The organism is Pseudomonas sp. FYR_7, from assembly GCF_043106155.1.
Classification (GTDB): domain Bacteria; phylum Pseudomonadota; class Gammaproteobacteria; order Pseudomonadales; family Pseudomonadaceae; genus Aquipseudomonas; species Aquipseudomonas parafulva_B.
Genome location: NZ_JBICMI010000077.1, coordinates 140,986 through 158,822 on the forward strand (window position 1 = coordinate 140,986; position 17,837 = coordinate 158,822).

Below are 17,837 nucleotides of genomic sequence, written 5' to 3' on the forward strand. Positions count from 1 at the left end.
CTCTACTCATTGGAGCCTTATGCCACGCTGCTTTTGGTGTACCGACGATCCGTTGTACCAGGCCTACCATGACCAGGAATGGGGAACGCCCCAGCGTGACCCGGCGTTGCTGTTCGAGATGCTTTTGCTCGAAGGGTTCCAGGCAGGGCTTTCCTGGATCACCGTGCTGCGCAAGCGCGAGCGCTACCGTGAAGTGCTGGAGGGCTTCGATCCTGCGAAACTCGCGGTGATGAGCGACGAGCGCATCGAGGCGTTGATGCAGGATGCCGGCATTATCCGCAATCGGCTCAAGCTCAAGGCTGCCAGGCGCAATGCCCAGGCCTGGCTGGCTGTGGATAACCCCGCCGAGTGGCTATGGTCGTTCGTCGGCGGCGCCCCGAAGATCAATCATTTCAACACGCGCAGCGAAGTCCCGGCCGTGACCGAAGAAGCCCAAGCCATGAGCAAGGCGTTGCGCAAGGCCGGCTTCACCTTCGTCGGCCCGACCATCTGCTATGCCTTCATGCAGGCAACCGGCATGGTCATGGACCACACCACCGACTGTGATCGCTACGCCGCCTTGTCCCACTGAAGGGTTACAATGCCCGTCTTGCTGAAATAAGGAACTCGCCTGTGGAAAAGTTCAAGGGCGCCCTGATGGTCGGGGTGCTGCGACTGTTCGCCAAGTTGCCTTGGGGTGCGGTGCAACGCGTCGGGGCCGGCATCGGCTGGCTGATGTGGAAAATACCCAATGGCTCGCGCAACGTGGTGCGCATCAACCTGGCCAAATGCTTCCCCGAGATGGACCCGGTTGCCCGCGAGCAGCTGGTCGGCCAGGCACTGCGGGACATCGGCAAATCCTTCGTCGAAAGCGCCTGCGCCTGGATCTGGCCCCCACACCGTTCGCTGGAACTGGTCAAGGAAGTGCATGGGCTTGAAGTGCTGGAGCAGGCCCTGGCTTCAGGAAAGGGGGTTGTGGGTATCACCAGCCATTTGGGCAATTGGGAAGTGCTGAACCACTTCTATTGCAACCAATGCAAGCCGATCATTTTTTACCGGCCACCCAAGCTCAAGGCGGTGGACGACCTGCTGCGCGAGCAGCGTGTGCAGATGGGCAACCGCGTGGCACCTTCGACCAAGGAAGGCATCCTCAGTGTGATCAAGGAAGTTCGGCGCGGTGGCCAGGTCGGCATCCCGGCCGACCCCGAGCCGGCCGAATCGGCGGGTGTATTCGTTCCCTTCCTGGGCACTGAGGCGCTGACCAGCAAGTTCGTGCCGAACATGCTGGCTGGCGGCAAGGCAGTCGGGGTTTTCCTGCATGCCCTGCGTCTGCCTGATGGCTCAGGCTTCAAGGTGTTTCTGGAAGCCGCGCCGGAGGCGATGTATAGCACCGACGTGCACGAGTCGGCGGCCGCGATGAGCAAGGTGGTCGAGCGGTATGTGCGCGAGTATCCCAGCCAGTACATGTGGAGCATGAAGCGCTTCAAGAAGCGTCCGGCAGGTGAGGCGCGCTGGTATTGAGGCGCGCATCGCCAGCAGCGGCTGTCTGGCAGCCGATGCGTCGGCGCTAGCGAGCTCAGCGTTTGTCGAGTTTCTTGAGAAACACCGTCATCTCTTTCTCGGCCTGCTTGTCACCATGGGCCTGCGCCGACGCGATGCCGTCTTCCCAGGCCTTGCGCGCCGCTGGCAGGTCCGCCAGCAACTGGTAGGCCTTGCCTAACAACTTCCAGGCTGCCGAGTACTTGGGGTCCTGCTCGACACAGCGAGCCAGGTGCACTGCAGCCTGCGCGCCATTGCCTTCGTCGAGCCAAGCCTTGCCCAAGCCAAAGCGCAGCAATGGGTTATCCACACCCTTGGCCAGCATGTTTTCCAACGATTGGCGCATGTCCCGCCTCCTAGAAGAAACTCAAGCCGACGTGGAACAGCTTTTCCACATCCCGAATGTGTTTCTTGTCCACAACGAATAGGATCACGTGGTCACCTGATTCGATGACTGTCGTGTCGTGCGCGATGAGCACACTGTCGTGGCGAATGATGGCACCGATGGTCGTGCCTGGGGGCAGGGTTATGTCCTCGATTGCCTTGCCCACCACCTTGCTCGACTTCGCATCACCGTGGGCCACCGCCTCGATGGCTTCGGCTGCACCACGACGCAGCGAATGCACGCTCACGATATCGCCACGGCGCACATGCGCCAGCAAAGTGCCGATGGTGGCCAATTGCGGGCTGATGGCAATGTCGATTTCACCCCCCTGCACCAGGTCTACATAGGCCGGGTTGTTGATGATCGTCATGACCTTGCGTGCACCCAGGCGCTTGGCCAGCAGGGACGACATGATGTTGGCTTCGTCATCGTTGGTCAGAGCCAGGAAGATATCGGTGTCGGCGATGTTTTCTTCCAGCATCAGGTCCTTGTCCGATGCGCTGCCCTGCAGCACCACGGTACTGTCCAACGTATCGGACAGGTAGCGGCAGCGTGCCGGGTTCATCTCGATGATTTTTACCTGGTAGCGGCTTTCGATGGCTTCGGCCAGGCGCTCGCCTATCTGCCCGCCGCCAGCGATGACGACACGCTTGTTGGTTTCATCGATGCGGCGCAGCTCACCCATGACCGCCCGGATATCCTTTTTGGCGGCGATGAAGAACACCTCGTCATCGGCCTCGATCACCGTGTCACCGCGCGGTGTGATCGAGCGGTCACGGCGGAAGATCGCCGCCACCCGGGTTTCCACATGGGGCATGTGCGCGCGTATCTGGCGCAGCTGCTGGCCGACCAGCGGGCCGCCGTAGTACGCCTTCACGGCCACCAACTGCGCCTTGCCCTGGGCGAAGTCGATAACCTGCAACGAACCGGGCTGTTCGATCAGGCGCTTGATGTAGTGGGTGACGACCTGTTCTGGGCTGATCAGCACATCGACCGGGATGTGGTCGTTGTCGAACAGTTCTTCGCGGGTCAGGTAGGCCGACTCGCGCACCCGGGCGATTTTTGTCGGTGTGTGGAACAGCGAGTAGGCCACCTGGCACGCGACCATGTTGGTCTCGTCGCTGTTGGTCACGGCAACCAGCATGTCGGCGTCCTCGGCGCCTGCCTGTCGCAACACCGTAGGCAGCGACCCACGCCCCTGCACAGTGCGGATATCCAGGCGATCACCCAGGTCGCGCAGGCGGTCGCCATCGGTGTCGACCACGGTGATGTCGTTGGCCTCGCTGGCCAGGTGCTCTGCAAGCGTTCCGCCCACCTGGCCGGCGCCCAGGATGATGATCTTCATCCGCTACTCCCCAGTGTGCTCAACCGCGCGAGGCGGCAATCTTGATCAGCTTGGCATAGTAGAAACCGTCGTGGCCGCCTTCCTGGGCCAACAACTGGCGCCCATGCGTCTGGCGCAGGCCCGCTTCGGTGGCCAGGTCCAGCTCGCGTGCGCCTGGCGTGCGCGCCAGGAAGGCGCCGATCACCTCGGTATTTTCGGTCGGTAGGCTGGAGCAGGTGGCGTACAGCAGCATGCCGCCCACTTCCAGTGTCGGCCACAGGGCATCGAGCAACTCGCCCTGCAAGACCGCCAGCGGCGCGATGTCTTCGGCCTGGCGGGTGAGCTTGATGTCTGGATGACGACGGATGACGCCAGTGGCCGAGCAAGGAGCGTCCAGCAGGATGCGCTGGAACGGTTTGCCGTCCCACCAGCTGGCCGTGTCGCGGGCATCGCAGGCGATCAGCTCGGCGTCGAGCCTCAGGCGGTCGAGGTTTTCGCGCACACGCACCAGGCGCTTGGCTTCAAGGTCGATGGCCACCACGTGAGAGAGCCCGGCTTCGGCTTCCAGCACGTGGCAGGTCTTGCCCCCTGGGGCGCAGCATGCGTCGAGCACGCGTTGACCGGGCGCCAGCTCCAGCAGGTCGGCGGCCAGTTGCGCGGCTTCGTCCTGGACGCTGATCCAGCCCTCGGCAAAGCCCGGCAGGCCGCGTACATCCTGCGGCTCGGCCAGCACGATACCGTCACGGCTATACGCGCAGGCCTGGGCCTGGACGCCTGCATCGGCGAGCAGCTTAAGGTAGCCGTCGCGGCTGTGATGGCGGCGGTTGACGCGCAGGATCATCGGCGGGTGCGCATTGTTGGCGGCGCAGATGGCTTCCCACTGATCCGGCCAGAAGGCCTTGAGCGCCTTTTGCAGCCAGCGTGGATGGGCGGTGCGCACTACCGGGTCGCGCTCCATGTCGGCCAGCATGGCTTCGCCGTCGCGCTGTGCACGGCGCAGCACCGCGTTCAGCAGCCCCTTGGCCCAGGGTTTTTTCAGCTTGTCGGCGCAACCCACGGTTTCACCAATGGCGGCATGAGCCGGGATGCGGGTATAGAACAACTGGTACAAGCCAATCAGCAACAACGCCTGCACATCGGCATCGGCGGCCTTGAAGGGCTTTTGCAACAGCTGCGCTGCCAGCAGGTCCAGGCGTGGCTGCCAACGGGCGGTACCAAAGGCCAGGTCTTGGGTCAGCCCGCGGTCACGGTCCTCGACCTTGTCCAGTTGCGCGGGCAGGGAGCTGTTGAGGGAGGCCTTGCCGCTGAGCACAGCGGCAAGGGCACGGGCGGCAGCCAGGCGTGGGTTCATTGGCCGAGCACCTTGCCTGGCGTGAATTTCTCTTTGCGGCTGTTGAACAGGTCAGCGAAGGCCAGCGCTTTGCCACCCGGCAATTGCAGACGGGTCAGGCTGAGCGCCTGCTCGCCGCAAGCAACCACCAGGCCGTCTTTGCTTGCCGCCAGGATTTCACCGGGTGCGCCCTGCCCTGTGGCCAGGCACGCACCCAGCACCTTCACGGTTTCCCCGTCGAGCGTGCTGTGGCAAATCGGCCAAGGGTTGAATGCCCGAATCAGGCGCTCCAGCTGTTCAGCTGGCAGGGACCAGTCCAGACGCGCTTCGTCCTTGTTCAGCTTGTGCGCATAGGTGGCCAGGGCGTCGTCCTGCGTCTCGCCGTGCAAGGTGCCATCGGCCAGCCCGGCGATGGCCTGGATGACGGCCGCCGGCCCCATTTGCGCCAGGCGATCGTGCAGGCTGCCGCCGGTATCAATGGCGTTGATCGGGGTGACGACCTTGAGCAGCATGGGGCCAGTGTCCAGGCCCGCTTCCATGCGCATGACGGTCACGCCGCTTTCGGCATCGCCCGCCTGCACTGCCCGCTGAATCGGGGCCGCCCCGCGCCAGCGTGGCAGCAGGGACGCATGGCTGTTGATGCAGCCAAGGCGCGGGATGTCCAGTACCGCCTGGGGCAGGATCAGGCCGTAGGCAACCACGACCATCAGGTCGGGTGCCAAGGCTGCCAATTGTGCCTGGGCCTCGGCATTGCGCAGGCTTGGCGGCTGCATCACCGGGATGTCATGGGCCACGGCCAGCGCCTTGACCGCGCTGGGCATCAGCTTCTGACCGCGGCCTGCCGGGCGATCGGGCTGGGTGTAGACGGCCACGACTTCGTACGGGCTGTCGAGCAAAGCCTTGAGGTGTTCGGCGGCAAACTCGGGGGTGCCTGCAAAGACGATGCGCATGGTGTTCTCGCTGCAAAAAGAAAAAGGCTTGCCGGAGCAAGCCTTCTGGAAGGTGGGAATCAGGCTTGCTGGCGGTGCTGTTTTTCCAGCTTCTTCTTGATTCGATCCCGCTTGAGCTGTGACAGGTAGTCGACGAACAGCTTGCCATTGAGGTGATCGAACTCGTGCTGCACGCACACCGCCAGCAGGCCTTCGCATTCCAGCTCGAACGGTGTGCCGTCACGATCCTGGGCCTTGACCCTCACGCGCAGGGGCCGATCGACGTTCTCGTAGAAGCCCGGCACTGACAGGCAACCTTCCTGGTACTGGCCCATGTCATCGGTCAGTTCCTCGACCGACGGGTTGATGAAGACGCGAGGTTCGCTGCGGTCTTCGCTGAGGTCCATCACCACGACTTGCTGGTGCACGTTGACCTGGGTCGCAGCCAGGCCGATGCCAGGGGCTTCGTACATGGTTTCAAACATGTCGTCGATCAGCTGGCGCAGGGCGTCGTCGAACGCCGTCACCGGTTTGGCGATGGTGCGCAGGCGCGGGTCCGGGAATTCGAGAATGTTCAAAATGGCCATAAGGTCAGGCAGTCACTGTGCGTTTGGTTGAAAACTGAACACACATAATAAAGGGAAACGCGGACTTCGGCACCTGGCAACCTCGTCTAGGGTGACTATTGGCGTGATAGCCCCCAGCCAATGGACAGCTTTTCAAAGTGTTACTCACAGAGTTATCCACAGGTTGCGCAGCCTGAATCAACCGTTTCGCATCAAGGATGATTGCCGATGTCTGATTGCTCCTTATCTACTTGCCCGCCTGCAGAACTGGAGGCGCGGTTGCGCCTGCACTGCCTTCCCGAGACCGGCTTGCGCCGCTTTTCTACCCTGATCGAGGCCTTCGGAAGTGCCTCATCGGCGCTCAGTGCCCCCGGTGCTGCCTGGCGCGCACTGGGCATCCCCCATGTCAGTATCGATGCAAGGCGCAGCCCTCAAGTGCGGGATGCGGCCAGTGCTGCAATGCGCTGGCTAGAGCGTCCGGGCCAGCAATTGCTGATGTGGGACAGCCCAGACTACCCCGCGCTGCTCGCCGAAATTGACGATGCCCCGCCGCTGCTGTTCGTGGCGGGGAACGTTTCGCTGCTCAGCCGCCCACAGCTGGCGATCGTGGGCAGCCGCCGCGCGACGCCGCCGGCGGTGGACACGGCTGGCGCGTTTGCCAGGTACCTTGCCCAGGCAGGCTTCGTCGTCACCAGTGGCCTGGCGGTAGGCATCGATGGTGCCGCTCACCGTGCTGCGCTACAGGCTGGCGGGGCCACGATAGGCGTACTGGGCACAGGGCTTGAAAAACTTTATCCACAGCGGCACAAGCCGTTGGCCCAGGCGATGATCGATAACGGCAGTGCACTGGTGTCGGAGTATCCGCTCGACGCCGGGCCGCTGCCGGGTAACTTTCCCCGGCGCAACCGCATCATCAGCGGTCTTTCGTTAGGCGTGCTGGTGGTAGAGGCCAGCCTGGCCAGTGGCTCGTTGATCACGGCCCGGCTCGCCGCCGAGCAGGGCCGTGAGGTCTATGCCATTCCCGGCTCCATTCATCACCCCGGCGCCAAAGGCTGTCACCAGCTGATCCGCGACGGCGCCCTGCTTGTCGAAAGCGTCGAGCAGATACTCGAAACCCTGCAGGGCTGGCAGAACCTGCCTCCGGCAGCTGCAGACACCTTCGATCACCCACTGCTGGCGCTGCTGCACGCTTCACCGCAGACCACCGAAAGCCTGGCCCATTGCAGTGAGCAGCCGCTGGCAGAAGTACTGGCGCAGCTCACCGAATTGGAGCTCGATGGCCGGGTCAGCAATCAAGCGGGGCGTTGGTTTGCCCGCGCGGGCTGAGTAAACTGCGCCCAGGCAACATTCCCAGTGGAGAAACATCAATGGTGAGCAGTTTTCGTGTGCAACAAGCCGCACGTGAAATCCGGGCAGGCGCAGTGATCGCCTACCCGACGGAGGCGGTCTGGGGCCTGGGCTGCGACCCGTGGAACGAGGACGCGGTCTATCGGCTGCTGGCACTGAAGTCGCGACCTGTGGATAAGGGGTTGATCCTGGTCGCCGACAACATCCGCCAGTTCGACTTCCTGTTCGAAGACTTCCCCGAAGACTGGATCGACCGGATGGCCAGCACCTGGCCTGGGCCCAACACCTGGCTGGTGCCGCATCAGGATCTGCTACCTGAATGGGTGACCGGGCAGCACGACACCGTAGCGCTTCGCGTCAGCGACCACCCCGTGGTGCGCGAGCTGTGCGCGTTGGTCGGGCCGTTGATCTCCACGTCGTGCAACCCTGGCGGGCGCCCTGCGGCGAAGACCCGGCTGCGGGTGGAGCAGTACTTCCACGGACAACTGGATCTGGTGCTAGGTGGGGCGTTGGGCGGGCGGAAGAACCCGAGTTTGATTCGCAATCTGGCTACCGGTGAAGTGGTGCGGCCGGGTTGATGCGCCTGCGGGCCATGCTGTTGGCCAGGCTTGGACCGAGCGCCTGAGCCATCCCCCTCATGACGGCTTGGGTTTTTCTGATTTTTGCCAAGGCAGTTGTTTGATATTCGGTTTGGGAAATATCCTACGAGCCGCGTCCCCTGCCATCACCTTCTCAGTAGGAACCGCTGCCCGTAGGCTTCAGCTGTCGCCAAATACCTTGGCGATCGGGTGTGGTAACCCGGATGTACCTGGGGCGTCACAGCTATGGCAGCTGTGCGCGGGAGGCGTCATGCCTGCCGGGAGCGCTCCAGCCCGGTTTACCACCTCGCGTACAGCTGCCGCCTTAACCGTGTGGTAACGGCTTGGCGCCAGCTTCATCGTCTGGAGCAAGCCATGAAAAAAATCGTACCTGATCCACCCCTTCCTTCTACTTCCGCCCACCCATTCGGCCGCTGCGACGCAGGTCACGAGCCGCTGTTTGCAGTCAACCCGAACATTTCCGCCGAGGACGCTCTGGTCCACGTAGCCCTGTACCTGCGTAGCGCCTACGAAACCGGCTACAAAGCCCTGGATTACATGCGAGAAGAAGGCCGTGGCATGTTCTGGTCGAACCTGCATGCGATTGAAATGGCAGAGGGCGTGGTCGAGGCCATCCTGGATGGCATCGAGTCGAATCCGCCGTCGCAGAAGAAGGTGTGAGGGCTGACAGGTGTTCGCCTTTAGGTTTTTAGCGCCTGTGAGATCGAGCGCCGCCCGCGCGGCGCTTCGCGGGACAAGCCCGCTCCCACATTTGTTGCTACGTGCCGAACCTGTCAGGCCATGGTTGACCGCCTTGGTGTATGGCTTGAGGCAGGCGGAGCGGCATCAATGCCCACCTTGAAATCCAGTCATGCCAACAAGGCTGACAACCATGGACTCACAGACATGGCCACGTTGCAACAAATGTGGGAGCGGGCTTGTCCCGCGAAGCGCCGCGTGGGCGGCGCTCGATCTTCGCAACACTACAAAAACCAAGGCAAGCACCTGGTCGCCATAACGCGACCTTCTGCCAATCAAGGCAACAACACATTGGACCCCACATTGTTGCAACGTGCCGAACCTGTCAGGCCATGGTTGACCGCCTTGGTGTATGGCTTGAGGCAGGCGGAGCGGCATCAATGCCCACCTTGAAATTCAGTCATGCCAACAAGGCTGACAACCATGAACTCACAGACATGGCCACGTTGCGACGAATGTGGGAGCGGGCTTGTCCCGCGAAGCGCCGCGTGGGCGGCGCTCGATCTTCGCAACACTACAAAAACCAAAGCAAGCACCTGGTCGCCATAACGCGACCTTTTGCCAATCAAGGCAACAAAACAGTGGACCCCACAGTCCGCCGCGCCGACAGCTCGCTCTGGGCCTTGGCCGCTTCGCTGAGCGGGTAGCGCTGCTGGATATCCACCGTCACTTTGCCGCTGGCAATCATGGCGAAGAGGTCATCAGCCATGGCCTGGGTGTTCTCGGCGTTGTTGGCATAAGTCGCCAGGGTCGGCCGTGTGACGTACAGCGAGCCCTTCTGCGCCAGAATCCCCAGGTTCACCCCACTCACCGCACCCGAGGCATTGCCGAAGCTCACCATCAACCCCCGCGCTTGCAGGCAATCGAGCGACGTCAGCCAGGTGTCGGCGCCCACCCCGTCATACACGACTGGGCATTTCTTGCCGTCGGTCAGCTCCAGCACCCGTTTGGCGACATCCTCCTGGCTGTAGTCGATGGTGGCCCAGGCGCCCAAGGCCTTGGCCCGCTCGGCTTTTTCGGCAGAGCTCACGGTACCGATGAGCTTGGCACCCAGCGCCTTTGCCCACTGGCACGCCAGCGAACCCACACCGCCTGCGGCCGCATGGAACAGGATTACATCGCCAGGTTGCACAGCGTAGGTCTGCTTGAGCAGGTACTGCACGGTCAGGCCCTTGAGCATGACGGCGGCAGCCTGTTCGAAGCTGATGGCCTCTGGCAGCTTGACCAGGTTGGCCTCAGGCAGCGTGTGCACCTCGCCGTAGGCGCCCAATGGGCCCCCGCCATACGCCACGCGGTCGCCGACCTTCAATCGGGACACGCCAGGGCCCACGGCCTCGACCACCCCTGCCCCTTCGGTACCCAGGCCCGAAGGCAGGGACGGCGGCGCGTACAAACCGCTGCGGAAATAGGTATCGATGAAGTTCAGGCCCACAGCGTGGTTGCGCACGCGCACTTGCTGAGGCCCAGGGTCAGCGGGCTCGAAGTCAACCCACTGCAGCACTTCGGGGCCGCCGTGCTGGCTGAACTGGATACGCTTGGCCATCTCGTACTCCTGGATTCGGGATCGGGAAAGGGGCCTCTATCGGACGCCTTTGCTTGACTGCCGTCAACTGCGGGACGCTGGCAGGCGGTGTTATGCTACGCGCCACTTGTTTCCTGCCCGCTCCTGGTGACCCGATGATTAGCCGCACCGAGGCTGTGAAAGCCTATCTGCTCGACTTGCAAGACCGCATCTGCTCAGCCCTGGAACGCGAAGACGGCGGCGCCCGCTTCGTCGAGGACGCCTGGGTGCGCGAAGCGGGTGGCGGGGGCCGTACGCGGGTGATCGGCGAAGGCACCGTCATCGAGAAAGGCGGGGTGAATTTCTCCCATGTGTTCGGCACCGGGTTGCCGCCTTCAGCCAGCGCCCATCGGCCGGAGTTGGCTGGGCGCGGTTTCCAGGCGCTCGGGGTGTCGCTGGTGATCCACCCGCATAACCCCCACGTGCCTACTTCCCACGCCAACGTGCGGTTTTTCATCGCCGAGAAGGAAGGCGAAGAGCCGGTCTGGTGGTTCGGCGGTGGCTTCGACCTGACGCCGTATTACGGTGTGGAGGAAGATTGCGTGCACTGGCATCGAATCGCGGAACAGGCGTGCGCGCCTTTTGGCGCCGATGTTTACCCACGCTACAAGGCCTGGTGCGACCGGTATTTTCACCTCAAGCACCGGGGTGAGCCCCGTGGCATCGGCGGGCTGTTCTTCGATGACCTGAACGAGTGGGACTTCGATACCTGCTTCGCCTTCATCCGCGCCATCGGCGATGCCTATATCGACGCGTACCTGCCCATCGTGCAGCGCCGCAAGGGTACGCCCTATACCCCACAGCAACGGGAATTCCAGGAGTTTCGCCGGGGCCGTTACGTCGAGTTCAACCTGGTATACGACCGTGGCACGTTATTCGGGCTGCAGTCTGGCGGGCGCACCGAGTCCATCCTCATGTCGCTGCCACCGCAGGTACGCTGGGGCTACGACTGGAAACCCGCGCCAGGCAGCGAAGAGGCGCGGCTGACCGAGTACTTCCTGCAAGACCGTGACTGGCTCGGCCAGTAAGCCTGTAACCATTCAAGGAGCCGTCATGGACCAGTACGTCGTTTTTGGCAACCCGATCGGCCACAGCAAGTCGCCGCTGATTCATCGCCTGTTCGCCGAACAGACCGGCCAGGACCTGGAGTACGCCACGCTGCTGGCGCCGCTGGACGACTTCAGTGACTGCGCGCGCGGCTTCTTCAAGCAAGGCAGCGGTGCCAACGTCACCGTGCCATTCAAGGAAGAAGCCTATCGCCTGTGCGACAGCCTTACCCCGCGCGCGCGTCGTGCAGGCGCGGTGAACACGCTCAGCAAGCTGCACGACGGTACTTTGCAGGGGGACAACACCGACGGTGCGGGGCTGGTCCGTGACCTGACCGTCAATGCCGGTGTGGAACTGGCAGGTAAACGCATCCTTGTCCTCGGTGCCGGCGGCGCCGTGCGCGGGGTGCTGGAGCCGCTGCTGGCGCATAACCCGCAGTCGCTGGTGATCGCCAACCGCACGGTGGAGAAGGCCGAACGCCTGGCCGAGGCGTTCGATGAACTGGGGCCGGTGGTGGCCAGCGGGTTCGCCTGGTTGCAAGAGCCGGTGGACGTGATCATCAATGCAACCTCGGCCAGCCTGGCCGGTGAGCTGCCACCGATTGCCAGCAGCCTGATCGAACCCGGTCGCACGGTGTGTTACGACATGATGTATGGCAAGGCGCCAACGCCGTTCTGCCAGTGGGCCGCCGAACATGGCGCTGCCAAGGTGCTGGACGGTCTGGGGATGCTGGCCGAACAAGCCGCCGAAGCCTTTTATGTGTGGCGCGGTGTGCGGCCGGACACTGCTCCGGTTCTCGCTGAACTGCGCCGCCAGCTGGCGCGGGGCTGACAGCAAGCTGGGCGCCTGAGCGGCGCTTGGTGTGGCTGCTCAGTCCTCGAACCGGATTGGGCAACGCGCCGGGCCTTCGAGCTTGTGCAACTCTTCGATTACCTGTGGCCTGGCGCCGCGCAAGGTCAGGCTGCCGCCCGTTCGCTGCAGCCGCCTCGCCTCGCGGTGCAGCATGTCCACCCCTGAATAGTCGATGAAGTTGACCTGCCGCGCATCCATGACCACCTGCGGGCCCTGGCAGCGCTGCAGGCGTACTTGCAGGTAATGCGCGGCACCGAAGAAGATCGAGCCGCCTACACGCAAGATGTCCGCATCGCCTTCGCGGCTCTGGTGGATGCGCGGACGCGAGGTGCGCTTGAGGTAGAAGAACAGGGAAACCAGCACACCGGCATAGATGGCCGTCTGCAATTCCAGGAGCAAGGTGGCCGCTGCCGTCAGCGCCATGACCACGAACTCGGCACGGCTCACACGCAGCAATGCGCCGATGGCCTTGCGATCAACCAGCCCCCAGCAAATCAACAGAATGCTGCCAGCCATCGCCGGAATCGGCAGGTGCGCGATCAGCCCGGCACCGGCGACGGCGAACACCGCTACCCACAGCGCCGAGAACACCCCGGCCATGGGTGAGCGCGCGCCTGCGTCATAGCTCAGGCCCGATCGGGTGAACGAGCCCGATGAGAGGTAGCCGGAAAAGCACGCACCGACGATGTTGGAGAGCCCTTGGGCTCGTATTTCCCGGTCGGCGTCAATCAGTTGCTCGGAGCGCGCAGACAACGAACGGGCGATGGACAAGCTGGTCACCAGCCCCAGCATGCCAACGGCCACGGCGCTGGGGAGCAGGCGCAGTATCAGGTCCATGTCCAGCAGCGGCACGGCACTCAGAGGTGGCAGGCGCCCCTCGAACGCCGGTACACGCGGCACGTGCTCGAACACGCCGGGCAGCAGCCACGCCAGCAGGCTGACGGCCAACAGACTGATCAACAGGCTAGGCCAGCGGGGGCGCCATAGTTTCAGCGCCATGCCCACTGCAACGGTAAGCGCCCCCAGTATCAAGGACGGCACATCCATTTCGCCGGAATGGCTGGCCAAGTCCTGAGCCGTCTTCAAGGCGGTGGCCTGGCTGGGCAAATCCAGCCCGAGCAGGTTGGGCAGCTGCCCCAGCGCGATGACCACGGCAGCCCCAACGGTGAAGCCGATCACTACCGAATGCGAGACGAAATTGACCAAGGCCCCGAAACGCAGAAGCCCCAGCAGCAACTGGAAGACACCGCCCAGAAAGGTCAGCAGCAGCACAAGGGTGATGTAGTCATCGCTTCCTGCTACTGCCAACGGGCTGACACTGGCGTAAAGCACGATGGAAATGGCCGCCGTCGGTCCGCAGATCAGGTGCCAGGAGGACCCCCACAGGCAGGCGATCAGCACCGGGACGATGGCTGCATACAGCCCATATTCCGCTGGCAGGCCGGCGATCAGGGCATAGGCGATGGATTGCGGGAGCGCCAGGATGGCGCCGCTCAAACCTACCAGCAGGTCCTGACGCAAGCTGCGGGGCGTCTGGCGCGGCAGCCAGGCTAGAAAGGGCAGCAGGCGTATGAGGCGATGCATAGGGTGGTCAAATCCCCAGGATGTGTCTGTTCTGGAGAGGTGATCTGTTTCACGAATCAACCGCAGACAGATCCGCTCTCCACTCGCTGTTTACAATGTTTGTTTCACGGCCGCGACGGCGTCTGCACCCGCTTTGGTGGTCACGCCGTTCAGCCAGCCATCCAGTGCCTCGGGGTGCGCTTTTACCCAGGCCCTGGCCGCCTCGTCGAAGCTGATCTTCTTATCCACAACCTCGGCCATGATGGTGTTTTCCATGTCCAGCGTGAAGCTCAGGTTGCTCAGCAACTTTGCCGCGTTCGGGCAGGCTTGTGGATAACCCTTACGTGTCAGCGTGAACACGTCGCCTTTGCTACCGAACCACTTCTCGCCACCGGTCAAGTAATGCATGTTCAGCTTCACGTTCATGGGGTGCGGCGTCCAGCCGAGGAAGGCTATGTACTGCTGTTTCTTGACCGCTCGATCCACCTGGGCCAGCATGGCCTGCTCGCTGGACTCCACCAGTTTCCATTTGCTCAGGCCGAAGGCATCACCCTTGATGATCTCTTGCAGCGAGAGATTGGCCGGCGCGCCTGAGCCAATGCCGTACAGCTTCCTGCCAAACTGATCGGCGTGCTTGTTCAAGTCCGCGAAATCACGTACCCCGCCTTTCCACACATAGTCCGGCACCGCCAGGGTGAATTCGGTTCCTTGCAGGTTACGCGAGAGCTGCTGCACATCCCCGTTGGCGACGAACTTGTCATGGAAGCCTTGGTGCGCAGGCATCCAGCTCCCAAGAAAGGCATCGACTTGGCCATCCTTGAGCCCGCCATAGATGATCGGCACCGCCAGGCTCTCCACCTTCACCTGGTACCCCAGGGGTTCAAGCAACAGCCGGGCCACTGCGTTGGTGGTGGCGATGTCACTCCACCCGGGGTCGGCCAGCTTGACGGTTGAGCATTGCGCGTTGTTATCGGCGGCCTGGGCGTTAAGCGTACTCAGGCTGACGGCTAGCGCGAACAAGGTAGCAGCGAACGTATGCATGGCGGGCTCTCTTTTCAATCCAGTGGGGCGGGCTGTGGATAACGTGCCTTGCGCTCGAGGTCGTCAAGATCGATGTGGTTGCGCATGTACTGCTGACTGGCGTCCACCCAAGGTTGGTGATCCCAGCTGCTCAACTTGCCAATGGCCAGTGACTGGGCCACCAGACGGCGACGTCGCTGGCTGGCCAGCACCTGCTTGCGCAGGCCGGGTATGTCCCAGCGCTGGCGCGCCTCGGTGACGAACCCCTGCAGCAATGCCTGATGATCCGGGCTGGTAGCCAGATTCTCCCGCTCGTACGGGTCGCGGCTCAGGTCATAGAGTAGACAGGGGTCGTCCTCGCTGTACACGAACTTGTAGGAACCGCGGCGGATCATCATGAGCGGGCCGACGGTACCCTCGGCCATGTATTCACCAATCACTTCGTCGTGACCACCCTGCCCTCGCAGATGGCCAAGCAGTGAGCGGCCGTCCAGGTGAAGGGATTTATCCACAGCCCCACCTGCCAGCTCGACCAGGGTAGGCAGCAGGTCGCAGGTCGAGACGGACGCACTGACGCGGCCGGCCGCGAAGCGTTGCGGGGAATGGATCAGGAGCGGTACACGGGCTGACATCTCGAACCAATGCATTTTGTACCAGAGGCCGCGCTCACCCAGCATGTCGCCATGGTCGCCCGAGAACACGATCAAGGTGTCGTCGGCGAGGTTGCATTCCTCAAGGGTGTGCAGCAATTGACCGATATTGTCGTCGATGTAGCTGCAAGCGCCGAAGTAGGCCCGCCGGGCATCGCGGATTTTGTCCACAGGGAGCGGTTTGTCCCAAAGGTCGTAGACCTTGAGCAATCGCTGGGAGTGGGGATCGAGCGAGGCTTGGCTATCCGTGTGCTTGGGTAACGGGATATCCACACCGTCGTAGCGATCCCAGTAGCGTTTGGGGATGGTGTAGGGATCGTGAGGGTGGGTCATGGACACTGTCAGACAGAACGGGCGGCCGTCGTTTTCACGGACATGGTCATACAAATACTGACGCGCCTTGAACACCACTTCCTCGTCAAAATCCAGCTGGTTCGTACGCACGCATGGCCCGGCGTGCAGCACCGAGGACATGTTGTGGTACCAGCTTGGTCGCACGTCAGGCTCATCCCAATTCACGGCCCAGCCGTAGTCGGCCGGGTAGATATCGCTGGTCAGGCGTTCCTCATAGCCGTGCAGTTGATCAGGCCCGCAGAAGTGCATCTTGCCGGACAGCGCCGTGCGGTAGCCCAGGCGGCGCAGATAGTGGGCGTAGGTGGGGATATCGGCGGGGAAGTCAGCCGCGTTGTCATAGGCCCCAATACGGCTAGGGAGCTGACCACTGACAAGGGTGAAACGCGAGGGGGCGCACAGCGGGCTATTGCAGTAAGCCGAATCAAACACCACGGCCTGTGCAGCCAGACGAGTGAGATGAGGCATCTGTATGGGTGAGTCGGCGTAGATGGGCAGCAAGGGTGCTGCCATCTGATCGGCCATGATGAACAGGATATTAGGGCGTTTCATGCAAGCTCCCATCGTTGAAGGTTATGCGCAATGCTTGCCTACCACGATGCGGCGGTGCATAACGTGGGTAAAGCCCCTTTAGGGCAATGCGTGGGATTAGCCAGGCTTATGTTTGAACACCTTGCTGGATTGTCGTTGGATACCTTACGCGTGTTCGAGGCGGCCGCCCGCTTGCGCAGCTTTACGGCAGCTGCCTTGGAGCTGGGCACCACGCAACCGGCAATCAGTCAGCAGGTAAAACGCCTGGAGGCGCAACTGGGCGCGCGGCTGTTCGACCGCATCTACCGGGGCATCGAGCTGACCGAGGCGGGCCAAGTGTTGTTCGAGTACGCCAGCCAGGGGTTGCAAACCATGGACGATGGCGTGGCCCGCGCAAGCGGGCGCCATCAGCGTGAAGTACTTCAGGTGGCGACGGATTTTGCATTCGCTGCGTTCTGGTTGATACCCCGTCTGCAGCGCTTTCATGAAGCGTATCCACAGGTCGATGTGAGCCTGGTGACGGGTGAGCGAAGCCAAGGCATGTTGCGCCCGGATATCGATGTGGCGGTGCTGTTCGGCGATGGGCGTTTTCATCAAGGCGAGAGCCGTTGGCTGTTCGATGAGGAGGTTTTCCCGGTATGCAGCCCTCGCCTTGTCCATGGCAAACCCTTGTCTGCCGCGGCTTTGCAGCGTTTGCCGCTGCTGCATCTCAAGGGTGAGCAGGCGAGCCGGTGGTTCGACTGGGCAGGTGTCTTTCGCGGGCTCGGGGTGACCAGCGCGCCGCCTGCGGGGCAGCTGCGGTTCGACAACTACACGTTGTTGATCCAGGCCGCCATCGCGGGCCAGGGCATGGCGATCGGCTGGCGGCATCTGGTGGATGGGCTGGTCGACCAAGGGTTGCTGTGCCGGCCGTTGGAGGGCACCTTGCGGTCGGCACGTGGGTATTACGCCGTATTGCCGCCGCGCAAGCGTCGCGGGGCGTTGATCGCACGCTTCGTGGATTGGCTTGAGCACGAGCGTTGCCTCTGAGATGCTGGGCCCGCTTGTGGCATGTTGTCAGAATCGACGCACATCAGGAGTAGCTGTGCAGAGAATCAAGGGTTATCACGCCCACGTGTACTACGACGCCTCCACCTTGGAGCAGGCGCGAGCCTTGTGCGAGGAGGCAGCCGCGCTGTTTCCGGTCACCATGGGGCGTATGCACACCAGGCCTGTTGGGCCGCATCCGGACTGGAGCTGTCAGTTGGCGTTCGAGCCTGAGCTTATTGGCGTGGTGCTGCCCTGGCTGGCGTTGCACCGCAAGGGGCTGGTGGTCTTTTTGCACCCGCTTACCGGGGATGAGCTGGCAGACCACCGCGATCATGCGATCTGGATGGGGGCGCTGCGGCCTCTGGACTTGTCGGGTTTTGGCGAAGGGCGTTAATTGGGCGATCCAATCTTAGGCGCGTTCTTGCCGGAGCGGCCGCGATGCCTGCGAAGCAGCCCCCAGGATTTCAGCTTCGCAGCTCATATTGCTGGGGCCGCTA

General features: G+C 62.7%; 18 protein-coding genes. 9 read left to right on the forward strand and 9 right to left on the reverse strand.

The window, feature by feature from the left end; all coding sequences use genetic code 11:
* Positions 1-19: 19 nt before the first annotated feature.
* Positions 20-571, forward strand: a complete 552-nt coding sequence (locus tag ACF8R3_RS19635; protein ID WP_145254144.1) for a DNA-3-methyladenine glycosylase I — start codon at positions 20-22, stop codon at positions 569-571.
* 41 nt (positions 572-612) lie between these two features.
* Positions 613-1,500, forward strand: coding sequence for a lysophospholipid acyltransferase (locus tag ACF8R3_RS19640; RefSeq protein WP_058638761.1), 888 nt, complete (start codon positions 613-615; stop codon positions 1,498-1,500).
* Between the two features lie 55 nt (positions 1,501-1,555).
* Here ACF8R3_RS19640 and ACF8R3_RS19645 read toward each other — a convergent pair whose 3' ends face one another.
* Genes ACF8R3_RS19645 through def form a run of 5 tightly spaced genes read right to left on the reverse strand, consistent with a single transcriptional unit; the run spans position 1,556 to position 6,073 of the window.
* Positions 1,556-1,864 (reverse strand): tetratricopeptide repeat protein, encoded by a 309-nt coding sequence (locus ACF8R3_RS19645; protein ID WP_078477758.1) that lies wholly within the window; start codon positions 1,862-1,864, stop codon positions 1,556-1,558.
* A 10-nt stretch (positions 1,865-1,874) separates the two neighbouring features.
* Positions 1,875-3,248, reverse strand: coding sequence for a Trk system potassium transporter TrkA (gene trkA / locus ACF8R3_RS19650; protein ID WP_058602697.1), 1,374 nt, complete (start codon positions 3,246-3,248; stop codon positions 1,875-1,877).
* 19 nt (positions 3,249-3,267) lie between these two features.
* Positions 3,268-4,578 carry a 16S rRNA (cytosine(967)-C(5))-methyltransferase RsmB gene (gene rsmB, locus ACF8R3_RS19655; protein ID WP_392516035.1) on the reverse strand — a complete coding sequence of 437 codons (1,311 nt, stop codon included), beginning with the start codon at positions 4,576-4,578 and terminating at the stop codon, positions 3,268-3,270.
* Positions 4,575-5,507 carry a methionyl-tRNA formyltransferase gene (fmt, locus tag ACF8R3_RS19660; RefSeq protein ID WP_058602695.1) on the reverse strand — a complete coding sequence of 311 codons (933 nt, stop codon included), beginning with the start codon at positions 5,505-5,507 and terminating at the stop codon, positions 4,575-4,577. The genes rsmB and fmt overlap by 4 nt, the downstream gene beginning before the upstream one ends.
* Positions 5,508-5,566: 59 nt before the next feature.
* Positions 5,567-6,073, reverse strand: a complete 507-nt coding sequence (def, locus tag ACF8R3_RS19665) for a peptide deformylase (protein WP_023532616.1) — start codon at positions 6,071-6,073, stop codon at positions 5,567-5,569.
* A gap of 207 nt (positions 6,074-6,280) precedes the next feature.
* Here def and dprA point away from each other — a divergent pair, with 207 nt between their 5' ends.
* From dprA to ACF8R3_RS19680, 3 genes are all read left to right on the forward strand, one after another.
* Positions 6,281-7,378 (forward strand): DNA-processing protein DprA, encoded by a 1,098-nt coding sequence (gene dprA / locus ACF8R3_RS19670; RefSeq protein ID WP_392516036.1) that lies wholly within the window; start codon positions 6,281-6,283, stop codon positions 7,376-7,378.
* Between the two features lie 41 nt (positions 7,379-7,419).
* Positions 7,420-7,977 (forward strand): L-threonylcarbamoyladenylate synthase, encoded by a 558-nt coding sequence (locus tag ACF8R3_RS19675; RefSeq protein ID WP_027913284.1) that lies wholly within the window; start codon positions 7,420-7,422, stop codon positions 7,975-7,977.
* Between the two features lie 375 nt (positions 7,978-8,352).
* Entirely contained in the window at positions 8,353-8,658 is a 306-nt protein-coding gene (locus tag ACF8R3_RS19680; protein ID WP_058602693.1) for a hypothetical protein, read from the forward strand.
* Between the two features lie 643 nt (positions 8,659-9,301).
* Here the strand turns inward: ACF8R3_RS19680 and ACF8R3_RS19685 are convergent.
* Positions 9,302-10,279, reverse strand: a complete 978-nt coding sequence (locus ACF8R3_RS19685; RefSeq protein ID WP_058638755.1) for an NADPH:quinone reductase — start codon at positions 10,277-10,279, stop codon at positions 9,302-9,304.
* A 134-nt stretch (positions 10,280-10,413) separates the two neighbouring features.
* On the opposite strand from ACF8R3_RS19685, the gene hemF reads away from it, so the two are divergent.
* Positions 10,414-11,325 carry an oxygen-dependent coproporphyrinogen oxidase gene (gene hemF, locus ACF8R3_RS19690; RefSeq protein WP_144963788.1) on the forward strand — a complete coding sequence of 304 codons (912 nt, stop codon included), beginning with the start codon at positions 10,414-10,416 and terminating at the stop codon, positions 11,323-11,325.
* Positions 11,326-11,350: 25 nt separating this feature from the next.
* Positions 11,351-12,175 (forward strand): shikimate dehydrogenase, encoded by an 825-nt coding sequence (gene aroE, locus ACF8R3_RS19695; RefSeq protein WP_196185281.1) that lies wholly within the window; start codon positions 11,351-11,353, stop codon positions 12,173-12,175.
* 39 nt (positions 12,176-12,214) lie between these two features.
* Here aroE and ACF8R3_RS19700 read toward each other — a convergent pair whose 3' ends face one another.
* The 3 genes from ACF8R3_RS19700 to betC all read right to left on the reverse strand — a co-directional run bounded on the left by ACF8R3_RS19700 (position 12,215) and on the right by betC (position 16,332).
* Positions 12,215-13,780: a SulP family inorganic anion transporter gene (locus ACF8R3_RS19700; RefSeq protein ID WP_392516037.1), complete on the reverse strand. Its 1,566-nt coding sequence runs from the start codon at positions 13,778-13,780 to the stop codon at positions 12,215-12,217.
* Positions 13,781-13,870: 90 nt separating this feature from the next.
* Positions 13,871-14,800, reverse strand: coding sequence for a choline ABC transporter substrate-binding protein (gene choX / locus ACF8R3_RS19705; protein ID WP_078477762.1), 930 nt, complete (start codon positions 14,798-14,800; stop codon positions 13,871-13,873).
* Positions 14,801-14,814: 14 nt separating this feature from the next.
* Complete coding sequence (gene betC / locus ACF8R3_RS19710) at positions 14,815-16,332, reverse strand: choline-sulfatase (RefSeq protein WP_145254173.1); 1,518 nt, start codon at positions 16,330-16,332, stop codon at positions 14,815-14,817.
* A 108-nt stretch (positions 16,333-16,440) separates the two neighbouring features.
* On the opposite strand from betC, the gene ACF8R3_RS19715 reads away from it, so the two are divergent.
* Both ACF8R3_RS19715 and ACF8R3_RS19720 read left to right on the forward strand, forming a co-directional pair.
* On the forward strand, positions 16,441-17,340 hold the full coding sequence (locus ACF8R3_RS19715) for a choline sulfate utilization transcriptional regulator (RefSeq protein ID WP_196126618.1): 900 nt from the start codon (positions 16,441-16,443) through the stop codon (positions 17,338-17,340).
* Between the two features lie 55 nt (positions 17,341-17,395).
* Complete coding sequence (locus ACF8R3_RS19720) at positions 17,396-17,734, forward strand: DOPA 4,5-dioxygenase family protein (protein ID WP_197843933.1); 339 nt, start codon at positions 17,396-17,398, stop codon at positions 17,732-17,734.
* Positions 17,735-17,837 lie beyond the last annotated feature (103 nt).